This is a genomic window from Pseudoalteromonas sp. ASV78 (genome assembly GCF_047806705.1).
Taxonomy (GTDB): Bacteria; Pseudomonadota; Gammaproteobacteria; order Enterobacterales; family Alteromonadaceae; genus Pseudoalteromonas; species Pseudoalteromonas prydzensis_A.
Genome location: NZ_JBLOPA010000002.1, coordinates 676,581 through 697,783 on the forward strand (window position 1 = coordinate 676,581; position 21,203 = coordinate 697,783).

Annotated in this window: 11 protein-coding genes; 5 read left to right on the forward strand and 6 right to left on the reverse strand. The window is 41.4% G+C overall.

Annotated elements, in window-relative coordinates; all coding sequences use genetic code 11:
- Positions 1–23: 23 nt before the first annotated feature.
- A complete protein-coding gene (locus ACMVDV_RS21015) occupies positions 24–1,802 on the forward strand; it encodes a HEAT repeat domain-containing protein (protein ID WP_416159525.1) in 1,779 nt (592 codons plus the stop codon).
- On the forward strand, positions 1,799–2,830 hold the full coding sequence (locus tag ACMVDV_RS21020) for a zinc-dependent metalloprotease family protein (protein ID WP_416159526.1): 1,032 nt from the start codon (positions 1,799–1,801) through the stop codon (positions 2,828–2,830). The genes ACMVDV_RS21015 and ACMVDV_RS21020 overlap by 4 nt, the downstream gene beginning before the upstream one ends.
- A 110-nt stretch (positions 2,831–2,940) precedes the next feature.
- Here the strand turns inward: ACMVDV_RS21020 and ACMVDV_RS21025 are convergent, their stop codons facing one another.
- Entirely contained in the window at positions 2,941–3,969 is a 1,029-nt protein-coding gene (locus ACMVDV_RS21025; RefSeq protein WP_416159527.1) for a family 43 glycosylhydrolase, read from the reverse strand.
- A gap of 104 nt (positions 3,970–4,073) precedes the next feature.
- On the opposite strand from ACMVDV_RS21025, the gene ACMVDV_RS21030 reads away from it, so the two are divergent.
- Positions 4,074–5,084, forward strand: coding sequence for an arabinan endo-1,5-alpha-L-arabinosidase (locus ACMVDV_RS21030; protein ID WP_416159528.1), 1,011 nt, complete (start codon positions 4,074–4,076; stop codon positions 5,082–5,084).
- Between the two features lie 105 nt (positions 5,085–5,189).
- Here ACMVDV_RS21030 and ACMVDV_RS21035 read toward each other — a convergent pair whose 3' ends face one another.
- From ACMVDV_RS21035 to ACMVDV_RS21055, 5 genes are all read right to left on the reverse strand, one after another.
- Entirely contained in the window at positions 5,190–5,624 is a 435-nt protein-coding gene (locus ACMVDV_RS21035) for an FKBP-type peptidyl-prolyl cis-trans isomerase (RefSeq protein ID WP_304185360.1), read from the reverse strand.
- 10 nt (positions 5,625–5,634) lie between these two features.
- Positions 5,635–8,091, reverse strand: a complete 2,457-nt coding sequence (locus ACMVDV_RS21040) for a beta-L-arabinofuranosidase domain-containing protein (RefSeq protein ID WP_416159529.1) — start codon at positions 8,089–8,091, stop codon at positions 5,635–5,637.
- 38 nt (positions 8,092–8,129) lie between these two features.
- A complete protein-coding gene (locus ACMVDV_RS21045; protein WP_416159530.1) occupies positions 8,130–9,467 on the reverse strand; it encodes an MFS transporter in 1,338 nt (445 codons plus the stop codon).
- A 245-nt stretch (positions 9,468–9,712) separates the two neighbouring features.
- Positions 9,713–12,520, reverse strand: coding sequence for a TonB-dependent receptor (locus ACMVDV_RS21050; RefSeq protein WP_416159531.1), 2,808 nt, complete (start codon positions 12,518–12,520; stop codon positions 9,713–9,715).
- 529 nt (positions 12,521–13,049) lie between these two features.
- Positions 13,050–15,881 (reverse strand): TonB-dependent receptor, encoded by a 2,832-nt coding sequence (locus ACMVDV_RS21055; RefSeq protein WP_416159532.1) that lies wholly within the window; start codon positions 15,879–15,881, stop codon positions 13,050–13,052.
- Positions 15,882–16,438: 557 nt separating this feature from the next.
- Between ACMVDV_RS21055 and ACMVDV_RS21060 the strand changes: the two genes are divergently transcribed.
- On the forward strand, positions 16,439–17,401 hold the full coding sequence (locus ACMVDV_RS21060) for a glycoside hydrolase family 43 protein (protein ID WP_145234152.1): 963 nt from the start codon (positions 16,439–16,441) through the stop codon (positions 17,399–17,401).
- A gap of 325 nt (positions 17,402–17,726) precedes the next feature.
- Positions 17,727–21,164: a LamG-like jellyroll fold domain-containing protein gene (locus ACMVDV_RS21065; protein WP_416159533.1), complete on the forward strand. Its 3,438-nt coding sequence runs from the start codon at positions 17,727–17,729 to the stop codon at positions 21,162–21,164.
- The last annotated feature ends 39 nt before the right edge of the window (positions 21,165–21,203 follow it).

A 21,203-nucleotide genomic window follows, 5' to 3' on the forward strand; every position in this document is an offset into this window, starting at 1 on the left:
CGTTATAAATGAGAGATTTAAAGATGAGAGAACTAACTATGAAAACCTTGTTACTAACTGGCGCTATCGTCATTATTGTTGTGACTGTTTTCATGCTATTAGGGTTAGAAAATAAACCAAAACAACACGCTGTCGTCGGCTTTTCGCCGACGGCAAGCTGTCAATTCAGCGAAGGTCAAACGACTGCATTCAAAATAGAGTCATCGGTCACAGCACAAAATCACAGTGATGTATTTGCAGGGATTATGAGTTGGCATGTTGATAAACTAAGTGGAGATACAGCTCAGATAAGAGCAAGTTTCAGTAATGTAAAGCTGGAACAAGATATGACTCTACTAGAGGAACGTGCTGAATCACCGCAAGGGAAAATATTCTTTTTAGAGGTTAACAAAAATTGCAAAATAACCAGCACTGCGTTTACAAAGTCATGGGAAGCAAAAACGCGTTTGTTGGTTGCTGCCCTATTGGATAATTTAACGTTTGCATTACCAAAGGCGGATACTTCCCAATGGCAACTTTCAGCGTTAGACGGCCTGGGTGATTACACTGCACATTTTAGTTTAATCAATGGATCACCTCTTCAGATCCAGCGTGATAAAACTGATCACCTCATTAGAGGGGCAGTTGATAACTTTGGGTTGATGCTGTCACTGAATAAATCAACTGCAACGGCGACCTTCAATAGAGCCAACCCTTTGTGGTGGCAATCTATAACTGGTGAAGAAGAGATCAGTGTAAAAGTACAAAATGAACCTGAAATAGTGATGTTGCAAAAATTTTCATTGCACCGTGATGAAGGTTTATTTACTACTATTGAACAAGTAGACTGGAGCATGGCAGAAAAATTGACTCCGTATGACTTACCAGCACAATTTAGCGAAGTTGTTGTGAGCTATCAAAGCTATGAGCAAGCTTTTAGTAGTTTTATTAGTGCTATAAAAGAGTCTTCGCCACGTTATTATGCTGCAGCCCTAGAAATGGCAGCTTGGCTTAAAGAGCATCCTGAAGATGTCGATTTGTTAGTATCACAGATATATGCAGAGCTTGACGACGATGCCCGTCCAACCGCTTTTTTAGCACTGCAATTATCAGGTTTAAGGAACGCAACTCAAGCGTTATCTGAAATGGTGTTTGATGCTAACCTCAGCCAAGGGGATCAATCAAGAGCCGCATCCGCATTGGCCGATATAGGAGTGCCCACTCAGGAAGTCGCTGACCTTTTGCTCTCGCGAGCAACCATCAAAGATATTGCCGGTAATAGCAGTTTATTAGGTGTGGGTACTATGGTCGACCGTTCTGATGACCCCGTATTGCGTGAGCACATCATAGACTCACTGCAACAACAGTTTGCAGATACCGCAACTATAAGTGACCGGCTTACTCTTATTGATAGTATGGGTAATACCGCGGATCCTGCATTTACAGATATACTAAGTGAGCAATTAACATCTCAGTCTGACACTACCCGTCGTAGGGCTGCTGATGCACTAGCACGACTACCTTCAGAGCAAGCCCAGCCAGTACTACTGAAGGCCCTTAGCTCAGAAAATAATTCATCAGTAAGCACGGCTTTAATCAAGGCGCTTAAAGACAGTGGCGCCGCTTCATCTGACGTTGTTGATGCCCTTGCAATGCGTATAAATTCATCGGATCCACAGTTACGGGTTGCGAGTATCGACTTACTTGGCGCGCAACAGACAGAAACAGCTAAAAAACTGTTAGTTACTCAATATAAACGTGAAACTGACGTTCACGTTAAAAAACGCATTGGTAGGTATCTCCCCGCCAAGGATCTTCGATGAGAAAGCTATTCGTCGTGTTGTTCCTGGGTGCGACCGTTACTTTAGTGGGTTGTAATACTGAACAAGTTAATAAGCAAACTGATTGGGCACCACTTAAAGTCAACTATCAGGGCACTACAGCCAGTAAAATTTTTGCTGTAAAGCCGCCTCTAAGTGACGCTCGCAGGGCTCTTCGAGTATCCACCGTGCCACAGGGATGCTTAATCGTTTCATCTGCTGTGAATGTTAATGGGGAGCAACTCATAACAGAGCAAACGAGCACCAATAAAAGCCTTTGGCGCACCAGTAAACTGTATCAACAAGGCATGTTTGTATTAGAGGGGACCGCAGCTGAAGTCACTAAGGTGAATTTTAAACCGATTGCTTGTGATCCCTCTTCTACGAGTGAAGTATTAGCCAACGATATTAACGTGGAAATGCTAGTATCTGATATGCCAGCGAACCCGGGTATCAAAGTCAGGTTTGCTCTAAGCTCAGCAATTGCAGCAGAGATAAATGTTGAATCGCTTTCTTGGTTGATTGCCCTTGAGTTAGATCTTAGCGTTGCAGTAACCAATGTTGAGATTATTAACGATGCTGAAATAGTGATGCAAAGCGCTACTGATATATCACCTTTAGTAAACATATTATCTATGCTTAAAAGTAAAAATGACAATACCATTGATATAGTTATTGGCCAGTGTCTGAAACAACACAATGCTTTTGGTCTACACGATTTAGCAGGGTTTACTCCCCGAATTCCTGGTGGTGTAGGAATGGCAGATGGTATTTTTGTATCACGTACTAATTGTGATCTCCCCCAAAGCTCTCCCGGGACTGTGAACGAAATAGCCCGATTAACGGCGCACGAGATTGGTCATTATCTCGGATTAACTCATCCAATCGAAGCCAATGGCACTGAGGACGATCTCACCAGTACTGACGCCAACAACCTTATGCATCGTATTCCATTGACAGCCACAGCAAAAGGACTGACAAGTGAGCAGCGAAAAAGGATGTTGGCGCATCCTTATGTAATTGAACTATAAATATTTTAATAGTTTAATAGTTTAATAGTTTAATAGTTTAATAGTTTAAATCACTATCATCGGCATATATCTGACAGTATTAAACCCTAACTATGAGAGACTAATAATAATTAGTCTCCTTTTTCGTTAGACAAAATAGGAAAACCTTGGTCATCCCACTTTATAATACGTGCTCGCGCATGGCGGTTTGGATCTGTCAGTGGTGTACCCTGTAGCTCTTTATAATCACGGCTGTGGTAAATCAATAAATCGGTGACGCCATCTTCTGCTTTTACAAAGCTACTGTGACCAGGGCCAAAACGCCCTACTTTTTCGTTACTAGCAAAAATCGGCTGCTGCTTTTTATGCCAGCTTGCAGGGTCGAGTAAGTCGGCATCAGCATCGGCCCATAATAAACCCATTGCATAACGATGATCGGTCGCACTGGCAGAATACGTAAGTAGCACTTTTCCCTCACGCACCAACACAGCAGCACCTTCATTAACCTTATAACCTTGTATTTCCCAATCTAAAGTCGGCTCTGTTATAGCAACAATCGGCTGTTTAATCGAAGTGGGCGAATCCATTTCGGCAATCCACAATGCAGAGTTATATGTTGCAGGCTGGTTTTGCTGTGCCCAGACTAAGTAGTGTTTGCCATTATGGCTAAATGTTGTGGCGTCTAATGAAAAGCTATCGAGGTGAGTTTTTAACTGCCCCATTTCTTGCCACGGCCCGTCCATCGGGTTTTCACTGTCATTTTTTAGGACATACATGCGAATACTAAACGGTTTTTCAATATTACCGGCCGCAAAATGAATATACCAACTGCCATCGACTTTATGCAGCTCTGGTGCCCAAATATTGGTACTCATCGGGCCTTTGGCATTTTTTTGCCAAATCACTTTTGGCTCAGCTAGTTTCAAATCATTAAGTCGACACGCTTGGCGTAGCTCTATTTCGTCAAACTTAGGAGAGGTGCCAATAAAGGTATAACAACCCGTTTTTTCATCGCGTACTAGCCAAGGATCGGCACGTTGCAATACAATTGGATTGTCGATTGGTGCTACACTGGTGCTGCTATTAGCATCTGCATAACTAAAGATTGGCATGGCAAGTAACATACTCATAATGGCAAATAGAGCGCGTTTTTTTAGCATAATTTTTATCCTGTTATTTGTCTTGTTTTCATTGTTAATATTGTATTACATATATTATAGTAGCTGAATAAGTGTAATGATTAAAATAAAAAAGGTAAGCAACTATGAAACACGCAAGAAAACTCACTCAAGCTTGTAAATTGCTCGGTGCAAGTACATTACTTTGCTTAGCAAGTAACGTCATGGCTAAACAGGTTGAAGTACACGACCCAGTTATGACCAAAGAAGGCGACACTTATTACGTCTTTAGCACGGGTATGGGCATCACTTATTACGGATCCAAAGACCTGAAAAATTGGCAGCTTACTGGTCGTGTATTTAAAGATGAGCCAAGCTGGGCAAAACGCATTGCCAATGACTTTGGTGGTCACCTTTGGGCGCCCGATATCTATCAAAAAGATGGCAAGTTTTATCTGTATTATTCTGTTTCTGCGTTTGGCAAAAATACTTCAGCAATTGGTGTTACCGTAAACGAAACCCTTGATCCTAGCTCTCCTGACTATAAATGGATTGATCACGGCATTGTTATACAGTCTGTGCCTGAGCGCGATGATTGGAATGCGATTGACCCTGCAATTGTTGAAGATGACAATGGCACGCCATGGATGAGTTTTGGTTCGTTCTGGGGCGGTCTTAAGTTAGTTAAACTTGATGATGACATGGTACGACTTGCCCAGCCGCAAGAATGGCATAGCATTTCAGCACGCCCTAACACTGAACACGGCCCTGTAGAAGCGCCGTATATCTTTAAAAAGAATGGTTATTACTATTTATTTGTGTCGTTTGATAAATGCTGCCAAGGTTTAGACAGTACTTACAATGTTCGTGTAGGACGCAGTAAGAATGTGGAAGGCCCATACTTTGATAAAGAAGGTCGCGACTTAAATAATGGCGGTGGTTCACTGGTGATCGAAGGGAATAAAGATTGGGTAGCGCTTGGTCATAATGCCGCTTATACCTTTGACGGTAAAGATTACTTAGTACTGCATGCTTATGAGTCAGCAGATAATGGCTTACAAAAGCTGCGCATTTTACCTATAACATGGGACGATAACTGGCCTGTGGTTGATAGTAACGATCTAAATAAGCGCACCACTAAGCTGATTGAAAAGTAACCTCACAGTGTTAGTAACTAAACTAAAAAACCTGCATTTTTTGCAGGTTTTTTTGTTTTGATATATTGCATTCTTAACACAAAAATTACTACTCTAGCACCGCTATTACTCGCTAAAATCAATAAGTTTAATATCCATAAAAATCAGCTGTTCGCTACTGGTCGCTAAAGATTCATTAAGTGCCACACTGTAAATATCGTAGGCAAGATGAGGTAGAATTAATAACTCATAACGGCTGCCCTTTGGCATCAGCATTAACGCCTCTTGCAAACCTTCGATCGCTTCTGCTATCTCATACTCGGCCAATTGCTCGATTTGTCGCGTGTCATAAAGTACATGACCTGTTGCTGTCATTACGCGTTGCTGCACCTTAACGGTTGCATCCCATGAGGGAGTTTCGCCACTGCCGGGTTCAATTATGCGATACATTAAGCCAGAACTTGTTACATGCACACCCGGCTGTGTTATGTATTGCTCTGCGAGCGGGTAACGCCGCGTACTTACTTTAGAGTGCGTACCCTCACAATGGTGTAAATTCATACTCACCCTGCTAATTGTTATTGATCAGACGAATGCCGTAAATACCGCCAGCAATAGATCCTTGCGCTGCGCTAAAACGCAATGTCAATGACGCTGCTTGTTGCATCGCATCGGTTAACGGATAATCAATGCTGTAAAACTCTTCATCAGTTTGTTTAGCCGGTAAGCTGACTTGTGCTAGCGTCTCGCCGTTAATGGTAATGGTAAACTTGCGACCCACATCCGCATTAAAGTAACGAATACGCAGTGCCACAGCTTGCTGTGCTGGGTTAGCTAATTTGTATTCAAACCAACCCGTTGCATCACGCCAATGATGACCATTATTAACCCCGGCGCGGGTATTTTCACCTTTAAAGTCATGCTCGACTTCAGGCTGTTGCTCACCCGGTGTAATTTGGTCAACAGTCAATAGTCGTAACTGCTCTTTTGCTTGCTCTGCTGCTTTTGCATCTTTCACAAATTGCGTAAACTCAGCTTCACTTTGCTGCGGCCAATAAACTTGGTAGCGACTATCATGCAACCTAAAGAACGGAATGAGCTGGGTGGTTTGCGTACTCCCTATGCCCTGCTGAGCAATTGCGACATTTTTATCTGTGGTAAATGCCAGCTCTGCACTTGGTGTGCGCTTCAAATCAGCAAGGAATTGTGCTGGTTCGCTTAGCATGATAGGCAGTGCTTCAGGTGGACAGGTAGGCCCTGCGGCGATGTGACCCATGCGACTGCTATCTGCCACAAAATTTAACTGCTCGTTTTTAAATGCCTGTACTTTGGTGGCCATAACTACCGGGCCATACAACACAGCGTAATAATCTTGGCCATCAGGCAATTGCTCTGTGGATAATGTTGGCGCTAAGGTAAAAGTTAACTTATCGCCATCCTGCCAGTCATGTTTGACTGTGTAATAACCCTGCGCTGCAGTGGCGCTTATAGCGTTGCCATTGAGCTGAAATTGTAATTCATCGTTAACCCAACTTGGTTTACGAATATGCAACTGCGCGGTTGCATTGTAGTTTTTATCTAATGTGTTAATAACCAGCGTAATATTATTAGCATCAGGAAAATGGCTTTGCTGGGTTACTTTTAACCCTTGCTGATGCCAATTAAGCGTACTGGGGATAAATAAGTTTACCCATAAGTTATCATCATGTTTGCTGTAAATTAGCTCAGCGTATTTACTGTGGTTTTCAATGCCAGAGCCGACACAACACCACATAGAATCTTGCACCGATGAATAGGTGCGGTAATGGCCTGGTCGCATTGAGGTAAAATAAACCAAACCACCATGTCCAGGGTGTTGCGACGATAAAATATGGTTATACGTTGCCCGCTCATAGTAATCTAAATAACGGGTATCCGCGGTTTTGAGAAACAACAGTTTACTGAGTTTCATCATGTTGTAAGTGTTACAGGTTTCAGGGCCTTCAACGTCTTCAACCATCGGGGTAAAATCGTTTTTATCGTGAAAATGCTCACGCACACTGTTACCACCAATAGCCACTGAGCGCTCTTTAGTCACTGTTTGCCAAAAATAATCAGCGCCTTGTTGCCACGCCTCATCATCACTGGCATCCGCTACTTTTAACATACCAATAATTTTTGGAATTTGCGTATTCGCGTGTAAACCGGTCAGCTTGTCTTGTTTTTCTAAAAGGGGATCAATAATGCTGTTATGGGTAAATTGCTGCGCCAGTTTTAAATAACGTTTATCGCTACTTATCGTTGCCATATCGGCAAATACCGCATTTAAACCGCCATATTCTGAATACAGCATCTGTTGAATTTGCTGATCAGTTAACTTAGCGGTTAAGTTTAGGAACCATTCACCTAATCTCAATAACATGGTTTTTGCTTGCTCACTACCTGCAATCAAATACGCATCACGCAAGCCGTGAAACGTTTTATCTATATTATAAAGTGGCACCCAACGATCATTTAAACTAAATAAATCGGCTTTAATATTACCATCATGAATTTCTTGCCACATTGCTTGGCCATCAGGAATACCGCCTAAATAGCCATTATTTGCTTGCTGGGCTCGTTGCAATTCATTCAGCATATACTGCAAACGGCGCTTTAATTCTTCATCGCCCGTGGCTGCCCAAGCAAGGCTTAGCGCTGATAAGTAATGCCCACCAATATGACCATCAAGGCCGGTGTTTTCCCAATTACCATAAGACGAAGCCTTGGGCTCGATACCTGCTTCTCGTAAGTAAGGAGCTAATAACTGATCAGGATGTAATGCTAACAAATAACGCACGTTAGTTTGTTGCGCGTGTAAAAAAGGACCTGCACTTAAACTTACTTGATTAAGTGCAAAGAGCTGTTGTTGGCTGCTTTTGTCAGCTTGTTCAGCATGTGTAACTTCACCCGCTGCATTTTGAGTTTGCTCGCTACACGCAGTTAACATCACTAAAATGGCAGAGGCACTTGCTAATTGACGCAAGCCTCCTTTGATTGCTACAAACATATCCAAAGTCCTTATAATTATTTATTATTTTAATAGCGTTACTTAGGTAAACTTTGCTTGCTCACCATCTCGGTATAGTACTGATCGGTAATTTTGTATTTCTTCAAAATAAAACCGAGTAATGCGTGGAAAACCCCAGGGATAACCGTGAGCATTAAAGCCAGACCCATAAGCGTAAATTCAGATTGCTCAACATTTGGTTTGTATTCAAAAAATGCCAGTAATAGACCGCCCGCTAAACCCGCTAAACCACCGCCGGCTTTTTGACAGAATGAGATACCACCAAACGATAAACCAGACGCACGCACACCATCTTTAATTTCACCGTAATCAACCGCTTCAGCAATCGCAGACCAAAATACAGGGGCATGTAAATCAACCACAAAAGAAAGGATTATGTATAATACAAAAGCAAGGTACACATCCCCTGGTTGCACAGCAAAATACATCACGACAGAAATGAGTAACACAGCGATTTGTGACTGGCGGAATAGCTTCATTTTACAATAACGCTGGGTGATCCAGGTACTGGCGACCATTGACACAATTGATGCGGCAATACCGGCACTGGTAAAGGCCCCAGCTAAATCAGGTACCCCCAGATAATAAGTCGCATAATACATGGCGACACTACCGCGAATTGCATAACCTAACGTGCCAAGCACACAGGCTGCACACAATAATAACCACTGATCATTTTGCAGAAGTGCTTTAAATTGGGTTGCGATACTTTCGGTTTGCGGCTCGTGGGTAATTCGTTCGCGCGTGGTAAAAAAGCAAAATAAGAACAATGCGACGCCGCAAGTAGATACTAAAATCATTGCCAGTTTATAACCATGGGCAATATCACCACCGCCCCACATTGATGCCAATAAAGGCACAGAAAATACGATAATAACATTGGCTATTTTTGCAAAGAACATCCGATAACCATTAGCCGATAAACGCTCTTTTGGATCTGCGGTTAATACACCAATGTAGGAAATATAAGGAATAGCCACACCGGTAAACATCAAGGTGGCAAATAAATAAGTAAGGTAAGCCCATACCAACTTCATGTTGTAATCAAAATCAGGAGTGGTGAAGAGCAGAACTATCGAGATACCATAAGGCACTGATAAGAATAAGAACCAATGGCGGAACTGGCCCCAGCGAGTTTTTACTTTGTCGGTAATAACGCCCATAAGTGGATCAGTAAACGCATCAACAAAACGCGCCACTAAAAATAGGATACCCATATCAACAGGGTCAAGACCATAAATGTCGGTGTAGAAAAACGACATAAAATAAAATAATGCAGCAACCATCACATTGACTGCCATATCACCGGCACCAAAACCGACTTTTTCTACAACTGATAACTTTTGATTTTCCATACAACTACCTGATTTTTAAAATACGTTGTACCTTAATACTTCATATTTAAAAGAATAAAGGTCACCTATTCTTTGTTTTATCACACTGATGACCATTGTATTGCTTATTATTGTAAATTTAATGCTAACCTCATTGATAGTATTATCATACTATTTGTAACGCAACCACTTTCGGTTAGACAAAGGTCATATTCTAGAAAATAAAAAGCCTCGGGTAGTCCGAGGCTTTTAAGTTTAAACAACGATTAGAAAGAGTAACGTACACCTAATGCAAATGTGCGACTATATAGTGCACTATTTGAATTATGAGTGGTTGGATACTCATAATAACTTTGATACGTTTCTTGCGTTAAGTTAGTACCATCAAATGTCACCATCAGATCTTCTGTAACATCGTAGCTTACCTGAAAATCTAAACTCTGTTCTGGGCTACGGTAGATACCCAGTGGGTTAGCAAATTGTGCGGCCTCATAGCTATTTAAGAAATCATCACGCCATAAATAGGCCAAACGCATATCAAAGTCTTCACGTTCATAGATTAAAACCGTTGAGTAAGATGACTTAGAAACACCAAACATATCACGCGAATCTGTACCAACTAACTCACCTACATCGTTATACTTTGGTAAATCTTGTTTTGAATCAAGTAAAGTAGCACTGGCTTGAATACCTGCTCCCATTAACCAATCAGGCAAATTGTCAGGGAAATATACAAGGCCAAGTTCTAAGCCATCTAATGTACCATTTGACGAATTATTTGGTTGAGTAAGAATGTAATCCTCAGGTTCAGTCGCATCTGGGCCTTGATATTGAATGATACGGTTAGAGCCATAGACAAATCCTTCTATATCGCGCTTAAATAGTGTCCCATACAGCGAGCTTGCTTCAGCAAAATACCACTCTAATGTTAAATCATAGTTCTTCGATTCAACGGGTTTTATGCTTGGATTCCCGCCATTTGCAGTACCATAACCAATATCAGTTACATCTTCAGTGTAATATATAAACGAATTTAGCTGTGAAAATTCAGGACGACGAATGGTCTCAGTGTACGCAGCACGTGCAATCAAATCTTCCGCTAAATGGTAGCGTACAACAAAGCTAGGTAACCAAGCCGATGAACTATTATCTGCAAAACTAACATCGGTAGGGTTTTGATCAATATCGAAAAATGTCATATCAATCTTAGCATTTTCGTAACGAAGGCCAACTTGACCATCAATATCACGACCAAATAATGTGCTTGAAAAATTACCCTGAATATAAGCCGAATAAGCTTTTTCATCAACATCGAATGTTTTTTCTAACACTAAACTTTCTGACTCTATACCATATAGTTCGCGGAAATAGCCTCGATTCGCCTGAATGTAGTGGCCACTTGGAGCAACCCACGATGATGGCCAATTAGCTTTGCCATCAAAAAAGTCTTCATTAACAGCGGCTAATCCAGCATCAAGTGATGAAAAGGGTTGCCCAAGTATATCAACGAGGAACTTGGATTCACGTGATGCTTCTGAAGATCCTTTACTATCGTACTTAATACCGAAACCTATTTCATCGAAACCAAAACGGTCTACAAACAGTTCACCATCTAGCGTGAAGGTAAGTGAATCACCTTTGCGATTGCCACCATTGTCATACAGTTGAGCAACATTCCATTGCGAGGTATCGGTTAAATCAGCTTCATTAGCTGGGGTATCTGGATTATCAACATATTCTAATGCTGGGATACCATCTTTATCATTAAAATCAACATTTAAGCCATATGCTACCCGATCACTTCGCATTGCCAGGAATTCTGTTTCGTATTGGCTATCTTGATAATAAATTTCAGACGACAAATTAAAGTTATCATTGATAGTCCATTCACCACCTAATGCAAACACGTAGCTGTCGGTTTTATTTACATTCAAATCACCGCTATTAAAGCCGTATGGTGCATCAACATAACGTTCTTTAATAATGTTAGTACCGTCAAAGGTCGTCGGTGGATTTTGCGTATCAACATTGCCCCACCAATCTACGAAGGTAAAGCTTAGCGAATTGAATGACTCATTACGGTAGCCATTGTAAAAGGCTTCAAAGGTATATTGTGAATCACTGTTAGGGCGCCATTGCAATGAAAGATTGGCAGCTGGGCGTTCACGCTTACCAGTTAAGTCATTAGAAAAAACGGCATCGCGTGACAAGTAATATTCAGTTGGCACACCATTGATATTCAATGTCGAACCCGATTGATATGGTAGGCCGTTTTCAAGACCAGGTTCCCATATTGGGCTTTCACTTACATTACCATTGCTTGGGAAAATACGCTCAAACGGTGCAAATCCTGCTGCCGGGTTAAGGGTCATAAATGGCACCATTGCACCTGCAGCCATATTTTGGTCGCGGTAATTAGTCTCTGCGTATGAAAGGTTGATCAACGCACCAAACTCACCCATACCAGATTCCCAGCGATTACTCGCTAGTGCAGATAAAATTGGATCAACCTCTTCTGCTTGGTCTTGGTAAACACCGCGAGCAGAAACAACTACTTTTGAGCCATCGAAGTTGAATGGGCGCTGGGTTTTGATGTCAATTTGACCAGCAATACCACTACCTACTTGTGAAGCGGAACGCGTTTTGAATACATCAACACTTTCCAATAAAGCCGCCGGAATATCTGCAAGTGCTACATTACGACCAGAAGCTGTAAATACTTGTCGACCATTGACTGTTGTTGTCACGTCCGTTAAACCACGGATAGATACCGTGTTTACTTCACCAGCACCACGGTCAGTAACCTGTATACCGGTTACCCGTTGCAGCGCTTCAACAACGTTATTATCAGGAAATTTACCAATATCTTCGGCGACGATCGCATCGACAACCTGAAAAGATTGGCGCTTAATATTTAATCCTTTATTTAAGCTGCCACGAATACCCGATACCACAATAACTTCAATGTCGTCTTTTTCAGCATTGGCTGCTGTATTATCTTCTTGCTGTGCATATGCAAACTGGCATGAAACAGCCATGATTATTGCACTAGCTATGTGTGTTTTTTTGAACATGAGTGGTGTTCTCCATTTGTTTTTCCCCCAGAAGGCTAATTACCCTCTGCTCCCCCTTATGTACAAAGCTTGTTGTCAGAGCCTGTATTAAGGTTGTCTTTTATTATGTTAATTATTTGCTGCCTGACATTGATAATATTGTATGATTAATTAACAGTCAACTTATAACGCTAAATAAATGTTAATTGAAAAAATCGAAATACAGGCTTTAAAGTTGTGAAGAATAGAAAATAAAACAATAAATAACATATGCTTAGTTATTTTATTATGGAAAGGATTAAGAACTTAACTATATTTTTGCAACAATTAAATGAATTTATTTTATTTAACATGGCAAATAAAGATACTATATTACAATTCAACCAAGGCAACTTATTGCTCTGTACAACAAGTTCATTTTGATAATCATCATAAAACCCAGTTAAAAATTAACATTTTAGGTACTGCTAGGTAAGAGGTGCCGTTGGATAAAAAAAGTCCCAGACAGGCTGGGACTTTTTGGGCTTATACTTTTGGGCTTATATAAGTATTAGAAAGTGTAACGTGCACCAATTGCAAATGTACGAGAGTAGATACCGTTGCTAAAGTTAAATAGGTTATCGTTACCTTCACCATAATAGCTTTGATACACATCATCTAAGATATTTGTTGCATCAAATGTCACCACAAAATCATCCGTCACGTCATAACTAAATTGAAAATCTAAGCTTTGCTCTGGTCGGCTCCAAAACTGTAGCGGGTTAGCAAAAATAGCCGCTTCGTTACCGGTATAGAATTCAGAGCGCCATACATACGATAAACGCATATCAAACGAATCTCGCTCGTAAATACCAACAATACTGTATGACTGATCCGACACACCGGCCATCTTTGAGTCGATATAACCTGATAAATTACCCTCTTCATCAAAATCAGGCGTATCTTGTGACGAGTCAAGTAAGGTTAAACTCGCTTGTACACCTATACCTTGTAATATATCTGGTACATTGTCAGGAAAGTAAACAGCCCCGAACTCAAAACCGGATAACTCACCATTTGATGCATTTACTGGCGCGCTAAGTACATATGGACGAGTTACCCCATCATTACCTTCACGAGTGACCGTCTTACGACCTGGAACGACTAAACCCTCAATCTCTCGTTTAAAGTAAGCACCGTAAATTGAACTTGAATCTGCAAAATACCATTCTAAAGAGATATCATAGTTTTTAGATTCAGTTGGCTTAAGTTCTGGGTTACCACCGGTACCTTCACCATAGATTGCACCTTCCGTAAGTGGATCGGTCCAGTATTGTAAGGCGTTTAAGTCAGCAAAATTCGGCATACGCAGTGTTTCAGTGTAAGCAACACGGCCCACTAATTCATCGGTAATGTTCCAGTTAAGCATTAAGCTTGGCAGTACTTTGCTAACATCAGCATTCGCTGAGCTTGAATCAAATACATTGGTATTAGTGCCCGTTTCAGCAGTGAATTGCATGTCTTGTTCATAGCTCACGTAACGAACACCAAGCTCACCACTGATATTTTCAGTTAAGAAGAAATTTGTTGTGGCGTATAACGCATATGATTTTTCTTCAATATCAAAGGTTTTATACTTGTCTTCAGCTTCTAGGCCATATATACCACGAATTACATTGGCGTTATCTAGTAAATAGCCACCATCAGCAGTAATGAAGCTGTCAAACACATCAGCACGACCATTAAGGTAATCATCAACTTGGTAAATCATACCTGAGCCATCACCGGATGCGCCATTAGCGGCAAGTAAATCAATTAACTGTGCGACCGATGTATTGGCAATACCGCTATCTTGCGTACGAGTAAACTCTTCTGCTGTACGGTTCTCATAACGGCCACCGAATTTTACTTTATCGATGTAAGTGCCACCAAATAAATACTCAGCATCAAAAGTAAACGCAAGTGAATCACCACTGTTGCCACCGCCATTGTCATATAGGGTACTTGCATTCCAGTTTTCAACAGCCGCCATGTCGGCTTCATTTACCGCGGTGTTTGGATCATCCCAAAATGCAATACCTGGCATGCCATCGTTATCATTAAAATCGACATCAAGGCCTGTCGCTACACGATCAAAACGCATACCAATGAAGTCACTTTCAAATTCACTTTCTTGGTATACCACTTCTGTATTTATCGTCAGATAATCGCTAGCCTGCCACTTCGCACCTAACGCATATAAGTAGCTATCTGTTTTTTCAGAATTTGAGTCACCACTTTGAAAACCGCCCGCGCCAATTGCTTGCTTTTCTTTTACAACGTTAGTGCCATCAAATACAACGGGCGTTTCGATGAAGCCGTTACCATTTTCGAAGGTATTAGAGAACCACATGGCATTTTGCGATTCATTTTCATAACCGGTGTAAAAACCTTCAGCGGTAATTTCTAGGGTATCTACCGGTGCCCACTGTAAAGATACTGACGCTGCTGGGCGTTTACGAAGGCCGCTAAAAGAGGTACCAAATATAGCATCGCGCGCAAGTAAATACTCTGTTGGTACACCACCAACATTCAATGTTGAACCCGCAGCAGAAGGAAGTCCACCTTCAAGACCTGCTTGCCAAATCAAGTTGTCTTGTGGATCTCTATTAGGAATACGTGAGTAAGGTGAGTAACCTATAGCTGGTTTATCAGTAAAGAATGGAAATGCAGCACCGGCGGTCATTGTATCATCACGGTAATGGGTTTGTGCGTATGAGATATTAACTAACGCGCCAAACTCACCTGCACCATCAATTTCCCAACGATTACTTAATAAAGCACTAATATTTGGGTCAACTTTATCCGGCTGATCTGAGTAAATACCACGCGCAGCGAGTACTACTTTTTCACCGTCAAAGTTAAATGGGCGGTTTGTTTTAATATCAATTGAGCCGGCAATACCACGCTCTACCTGATCAGCAGAGCGCGTTTTATAAACTGTAACACCCGAAAGTAAACTTGCTGGGATATCTTGTAGTGATACATCACGACCAGCGCCAGTAAAAATATCACGACCATTTACTGTGGTGTGTACATCCGTTAAGCCACGAATTGACACCGCACTCACTTCACCCGCACCACGGCCAGTAGTTTGTACCCCAGTTACCCGTTGCAATGCTTCTACTACGTTGTTATCTGGGAATTTACCAATATCTTCGGCAATGATAGCGTCAACGATTTGCACGCTAGCACGCTTTTCATCTAACGCTTTATTTAAACTGCCGCGAATACCTGTAACCTGAATAACCTCGATTTCATCAACGCTTTCTTCAGGAGTATTAATTGCTTCTTGTTGTGCATAGGCAAATTGACAAGTGAATGCCAACACTATCGCACTTGCTATGTGTGTTCTTTTAAACATTAGCGGTGTTCTCCAAGTTATAGTTATATCGGCGGGCTGAACTGTTCCATTTAGCTACCGAAGAGTGACCACTGCATTGTCCAGAGATGTTGTCAAAACAGTACACGGGGATCTACATATTATTTTGTTAATAGATTAGCGCCCGAACTTTAATCATATTGTATGACTAATCAGCGGTCAACTCTAAAATCCAAATTAAAACAATCCGTAAAGAATATATTAAAGTTCTCCCCCAATTAAACCTTACCGGTTTGCTTGCATACGTCCTAAAAATTAAAATAAACAATAAAATACAACAGTATAAACAATTAAAAAAGCGAAGCATCTACATAGTAGTAGGCTGCCGAGTTACAAAAAATAAGTAACCAGATATTTACCTTCGCAATTTTACTGCTAAGATAATAAAAAATACAATATTACAATAAAGAATTGTTTTTCACTGTATGTTTACTTTTTTGTACCAATTAAGCTCATTTTCGTACTCTATAATACAATTTGAGCCTGTGACCGTGAAGAGCGTATATTGAATTACAATCATTAATCACAAAGGACACCTAATGAACAATAAATTAACAGCCTTTGCACTGCCGTTACTGCTATCTAGTACTATGGCCGCTGCACAAAACCCATTATTTACCGATGTGTTTACTGCAGATCCTGCCGCATTGGTGCACAAAGATACGGTTTACCTGTATACCGGTCATGATGAAGCCCCCAATAACGATGTATTTTTTGAAATGCACGACTGGCTTGCCTTTTCATCAACAGATATGGTGAATTGGAAAAAGCACGGCCCAATTATGAAAGCCACTGACTTTAAATGGGCGAAAGGTGAAGCTTGGGCTTCTCATATGATTGAACGAGACGGTACTTTCTACTTTTTTACTACCGTTCGCCATGATGATACTAAACCAGGTTTTGCAATTGGGGTTGCCACCTCAAAGTCCCCTACTGGACCATTTAAAGATGCCATCGGCCATGCGCTAGTAACCGATGACATGACCAAACATACACCTAATGACTGGGATGATATTGATCCGGCTATCTATGTAGAAGAAAACGGTGATACATACATGTTTTTTGGTAACTTAGTGCCTAAATATGTAAAACTAAGTGATGACTTACTCAGCTTGGATGGTGAAATTAAAACCATTGATTTACCAAACTTTACTGAAGCACTGTGGGTACATAAGAAAGAAGAATACTATTACGTATCTTATGCGTGTGAATTCCCTGAAAAGATCTGTTATGCGATGAGCAAAAGTATCCATGGGCCTTGGCAGTACCAAGGTATCCTCAATGAGATTGCCGGTAACAGTGAAACCAATCACCAATCAATTATCGAATTTAAAGGTAAAAGTTACTTTATTTACCATACCGGTGCAGTCCCACCAAAAGACGGCAAACCAAGTGGCGGACGCTTTCGTCGCTCTGTTGCGATTGAACCACTGCTCTACAATGATGATGGCACCTTGCAGCGTATCATCATGACCACTGAAGGATTGAGTAAAGGTAAATAACTCAGTCAATAAATGGGCTCTTATTGCAGAGCCCTCATTACTATGATTTATCTTCCCCTACCTGCTAGACACATCTAGTGTTCCCATTAAAACAGCGAAAAAGCAGCACAAACCATTGCTTGATAATAATTAAAACACCGCGGTAATCATTGTAAACAAAGCACTTTTAATTTACATATTAATTACTTTTGCAAAAGTATTTGCACATTTTAAATAGTACTATAAAATTACAATACTACGTAGTTACTACTTTACGTTAGGTGTACAGCAATTTTATCGACAACATTAAATAACAAAAATCCCCGTTATAAGAGGACACACAAAAATGAAACTAACCAGATTAGCAATGGTGATCACCTGCGCTTTAGCTGTTACAGCATGCTCAGAAGAAGGCACTAAGCTTGAGTCATCACCAGCAGTTGCCCAGCCACAAAGTGCAAAACCAACCGTCAGTGATAGCGTTGAGTACAACGAAGAAGGTAATGTAGCGGTAACTTATGTTGGCGTACATGATCCTTCCGTAATTGAAACTGACGGTACTTATTACATTTTTGGTTCACATTTAGCGGCAGCAAAATCAACTGACTTATTAAATTGGGAAATGATTTCATCACCTTCTGTTGAAGTTGGGCCTGAGCCTGGAACAGACGTTCTACTGGTTAATGAGAGCCCACTTTTTGATTATAATTATTTAGCTGAAATATCAGAAGGTGTCGAATGGACAGACGGCTACCCTAGTAACTGGGCTGCAAACGTTATTGATTCACCTGATGGTAAATTCTGGTTTTATTATAATAGTTGCGGGCAACATAATACTTCTACCGAAGAGATTCTTAACGATCAAGTGTGCTGGGACCGTGGTTACCTAGGCTTAGCTGAAGCAGATAACATTGAGGGTCCATACAAAGACAAAGGGATCTTCTTACGCAGTGGTTATCGCAACCAAGCTGAATTTGCAGCTTATCCCCTAGATAATGGCCAAACAACCTATGATGGTGGCATTGATCCCAATGTAATCGACCCTGCTGCATTTTATGATACTGAGGGTAAATTATGGATGGTTTATGGCTCCCATCATGGCGGTATATTTATTCTTGCCATGGATGAAAATACCGGTAAACCACAAGAAGGCCAAGGTTATGGAAAACACTTACTTGGTGGTGCCGGTCGCTTTATCGAAGGCCCGTTTGTTATGTACAGCCCTGAAAGTGATTACTACTACTTATTCTATTCTGTTGGAGGCTTAGATTTACATGGCGGCTACAGCATTCGAGTAGCACGCTCAAAAACACCGGATGGCCCATACTTAGATACCGCAGGCAATGATATTGCCGCTGTTGGTGGTTTAGAGATTGGTGAAAAACTATTAGGTGGTTTTGAATACACTAAAGAAGTGGCTGAATCCTCACCAGCATGGGGTTACCAATCACCAGGTCATAACTCAGCTTACTATGATGAAACAACTGGCCGCCACTTATTAGTAACCCATACGCGCTTTCCACAAACATCAACGCCATTCCCAAATGCAAGTGAAGCTCATCAAGTTCGCGTGCACGAGATGTTTATTAACTCATTAGGTTGGCCTGTCACCTCACCACAACGTTTTGTACCGCTTGATGGCGATAATCAAGTGGTTGCTGAGCAATTGTACGGATACTACAAATTTATAAATCATGGTACTGATGTTAATACCAGTGCGGTGCGTTCAACCTACATCGCTTTAAATGCAGATCACTCAGTAACTGGAGATGATACGGGCATTTGGTATATGGTCGATGATTCAAATGTCAAGCTTGAACTTGGATCTGGTACTTATTACGGGGTTGCTAAATGGCAATGGGATGATGGTAAAAAAGACTTGGTAGTAACCTTTTCTGCAGTATCATTAGAAAATGCCACGATTTGGGGAACTAAAGTTGCCGAGATTAATGAGACAGCAACAGTTCTATCCGCTGTCAGCGACGCACTGGATATAAAAGCAGAACTGACCATCGCCGATGAGGATTATTCATTGCCAACCAAAGGTAAAGGCGGTGCAAAAATTGAGTGGCAATCAACGAATGAGTATTACATCAACACCGATGGCTCGGTCTTTATTCCAACCCCAGATCGGGGTGATCAAGCCGTTACCCTTACGGCAAACATTTCACTCAACGGTGAAAGTATTACGAAAACCTTTAATGTTAATCTTAAAGCCCGACCAGAGTTTAGAAATGCACTTGCTCATTATAGCTTTGAAAACGGCTTAACAGATAATCTAGGTAACCTAGCAGATGCAATAACCACAGATAATAATCTAGACAACGTTGGCACTGGCACTGCAGCATACAACGCGGGTCAAACAGGTCAAGCATTTAACTTTGACGGTGCTACAGGGGTTAGACTACCTGATAACTTAATTACCACTGCAGAGTTTACTGTTTCTTACTGGATAAAACCTGAGGAAATTACAGGCTTCAGCCCTACTTTCTTTGCAGCAGCCTCCACAGATAATTGGCTTAGTGTCGTTCCTGCGAACTCACCATCTTTTTTATGGAGTCATTACTTAGATGAAGCAGGTAAAGTTGTTTGGGGTGATGTAAACCAGACGACAGCGGCTCCTCTGGCTTGGTCTCATGTTGCCGTGACCTATGCAAATGAAACCGCCACTCTTTATAAAGATGGAGTGCGCATTGGCTCAATTCAAAGGCCTGAACTATTTAGTGAAGCAGCAGGCAAATTTGCACTCGGTGTAAACTATGGTTGGGATGCGCCATTCCAAGGTCAAATTGATGAATTTATTGTCTATGACTATGCCCTTAATAACTTAGATATCAACGCAGCAGCAATCAATAACTTAACTGACCAAGATCGATTTGCTGGGTTTGTGAAGGATGCACTTGATTTGGGTGATGTAACTGCCATACGTGAAAGCTTTGAATTGCCTCGTGTTGGTCCGTTTGTGTCAGGAATTAGCTGGACGTCAAACAATGAAGAGTTTTTGAAACCAGTAAACGGCACAGCCATCGTAACTCAGCCTAGCGCGAATCAAGGTGATCAACAGGTAACATTAACTGCAACGATTAACTACAAAGGCCAAACAGACACCAAAACCTTTGATGTCACACTCAAGTCACTAGCACCTGCAGAATATAGTTTTGAAGGAGATTTAGCTGAACTAAAAGCAACTTACGCAAACGCCAAGTCTACCGGAGATCGTATTGATAACACCGGCGGTAACGTCACTTTTGTTGAAGGTATTAAAGGCCAAGCGGTATTCCTGCAAGGTTCAGGGGTGCGTTTACCAAATAACCTGATCACCACCAATGACTATTCTGTGTCTATGTGGTTAAAACCAGAAACATTCACAGACTTCACCACCGCATTTTTTGCAGGTGCAAGCTCGTCTGCATGGATCAGCTTAGTACCATCAATGGTTGATTCAAATACTACACGTCTATGGGCGGATGGTGGCGGTGCATTCTTTAATAATGGTGATTTAGGCATGCAACTCCCTGCCAAAAAGTGGACTCACGTTGCCTTCACCGTGGACGGAACTAATGGCGACACGCTAAAAATGTATGTAAACGGTGAACTTAAAATTGAAACTGGTGGCTTCCCTCGCATATTTACTGTTGCAGGCGAAACCAATGAATTTGCGTTAGGTGTCAACTATTGGAATACACCTTATAACGGTGCGATTGATGAGTTAAAAATCTTTAACGGCGCAATCGATGCCGACGCAATCAAAGCACTCTACGATGCAGCGACTGCACAAGAGTAAACTATTTTGGGCGAGCTGCCTTGCCCAATAGTTTGTTGT